Origin of the sequence: Streptomyces sp. NTH33 (genome assembly GCF_003236365.1) — a bacterium.
In the GTDB taxonomy this organism is placed as follows: Bacteria; Actinomycetota; Actinomycetes; order Streptomycetales; family Streptomycetaceae; genus Streptomyces.
On the sequence record NZ_POTZ01000757.1, the window covers coordinates 1 to 2,093 of the forward strand.

Annotated in this window: 3 protein-coding genes; all 3 read left to right on the forward strand. The window is 71.4% G+C overall.

Going from position 1 to position 2,093, the window contains the following annotated elements:
* A partial coding sequence (locus tag C1I97_RS35880; protein WP_111007112.1) for a helix-turn-helix domain-containing protein occupies positions 1 to 811 on the forward strand: 811 nt, incomplete at its 5' end.
* On the forward strand, positions 808 to 1,017 hold the full coding sequence (locus C1I97_RS35885; RefSeq protein WP_111007113.1) for a DUF397 domain-containing protein: 210 nt from the start codon (positions 808 to 810) through the stop codon (positions 1,015 to 1,017). The genes C1I97_RS35880 and C1I97_RS35885, both read left to right, overlap by 4 nt.
* A gap of 173 nt (positions 1,018 to 1,190) precedes the next feature.
* Positions 1,191 to 2,093: sacsin N-terminal ATP-binding-like domain-containing protein (locus C1I97_RS35890; protein ID WP_369008380.1), on the forward strand; the 903-nt coding region annotated here is incomplete at its 3' end.

Sequence of the window (2,093 nt, forward strand, 5' to 3'; positions counted from 1 at the left end):
CCCGGACGACGAGTGGGGCGTGGCGGTGATCGCCACCGTGGGGCGGCAGCTGAGGCTGCGGCGGGAGGCGGTGGGGATGCGGGCCGCCGAGTTCGGGACGGCGATGGGGTACGGGGACGACCTGGTCTACAAGATCGAGGGCGGCAAGAGGATCCCGCGGCAGGAGTACCTGGACAAGGCCGATGAGGTGCTGGGCACGGGTGGGCTCGTCTCGGCGACCTGGGAGGACGTGAAGAAGGTCCGGTACCCGAAGACGGTTCGGCAGCTAGGGGACTTGGAGGCCAAGGCGGTCGAGATCGGCATCTATGAGAGCAACGGCATCAATGGTCTCTTGCAGACATCTGGTCATGCGAAGGCGTTGTTCGAAGCCATGCAACCCCCGTATTCCCCGGACGAGGTGGAGCGGATGGTGGCTGCCCGTATGGCTCGCGCGTCGATCTTCGAGCGTTCACCCGCTCCCGCGCTCAGTTTCGTCCTGGAAGAGGCGGCCCTGCGCCGCCCGATCGGGGGCACAATGGCGTGGCGACGGCAGCTCGAACGGCTGTTGGAGGTGGGTCGACTGCACAACGTCGTGCTTCAGGTGATGCCGCTGAACTGCGAGACCCATTCCGGCATGGACGGCAAGATCGAGTTGCTGAAGTTCGCGGACGGTTCGGCGGTGGGCCGCTCTGACGGCGCGTTCAACGGTCGGCCGACCTCCGATCCCAAGCAACTGCGCATCCTTGAGCTGCGGTATGGCACGATCCGGGCTCAGGCACTCTCTCCACGGGAGTCGCTGCCTTTCATCGAACAACTTCGGGGAGAGACATGACCCTCAAGCCCTCTGGTGGCGGCAGCTCCGAGCTGGTGTGGTTCAAGAGCAGCTACAGCAGCGGCAACGACGGCAACTCCTGCGTCGAGATCGCCACCGGTCCCGGCACGGTCCACGTCCGTGACTCCAAGGACATCGAGGGGCCCCGGCTCGCGCTCACGCCCGACGCCTGGGTGCGCTTCGTCCCGTACGCCTCCGAAGGCTGACCCCGCCTCCCGGGAGACACTGCGACACGACCACTCCCGGGCGTGTGCCCGGTCCGACGACGGTTCGGCCCCCGCCCCCGTCAGGGATGCTCGGCGCACCTGCCAGGGGACAATGGAAGCCCGCGTCCGCCGGGGCGGTACCTTCGACCTCACACCCGTGAGGAGAGTGGGACGTGAGCATGTTCGTGCAGCCGGCCGCCGAGGGCGATCCGTTCGGGACCGCGCGCCTGCGGCGTGGTGTGCTGGATGCGTGGGCGGCCAGTCCGGCCCGGTTCCGGGAGGACGCCAACGCCGAGGAGGACCTGGTCCTCGGCGGCTACCGGGACCGGCTCGTCGTCGAGCTGGCGCAGAACGCCGCCGACGCCGCCGCCCGCGCGGGCGTGCCCGGACGGCTGCGGCTCACCCTGCGCGACGGCGTTCTCGTCGCCGTCAACACCGGCGCCCCGCTGGACGCGGCCGGCGTCGAGTCGCTGTCCACGCTCCGGGCCTCCGCCAAGCGGGACGCGCGCGAGAGCGCCGTCGGCCGCTTCGGCGTCGGCTTCGCCGCCGTCCTCGCCGTCACCGACGAGCCCGCGGTGGTCGGCCGGCACGGCGGGGTGCGCTGGTCGCTGGCCGAGGCCCGCGGCCTCGCCGAGGAGACCGCCCGGCACAGCCCCGGCCTCGGGGACGAGATCCGCCGCCGCGACGGACACGTACCGCTGCTGCGCCTGCCCTTCCCCGCCGAGGGCACCGCCCCCGACCCCTACGACACGGTCGTCATCCTGCCGCTGCGCGACACGGCCGCCGCCGACCTCGCCGAACGGCTCCTGCACTCCGTCGACGACGCCCTGCTGCTCGCCCTGCCCGGCCTCCAGGAGGTCGTGGTCGAGATCGGCGACGAGAAGCCGCGCACCCTGAGCCGCCGCACCGACGGGGCGTTCACGATCGTCGAGGACTCCAGCGACGGCGTCACCCACTGGCGCACCGCATCCGCCCACGGCACCCTCACCCCCGACCTGCTCGCCGACCGCCCGGTCGAGGAGCGGCTGCGCCCGCACTGGTCGGTCACCTGGGCCGTGCCCGTGGACGCCTACGGC

What these genes read in the sequence shown, in the direction of transcription:
- C1I97_RS35885 (WP_111007113.1), top strand. Translation starts at nt 808, where the DNA reads ATGACCCTCAAGCCCTCTGGTGGCGGCAGCTCCGAGCTGGTGTGGTTC.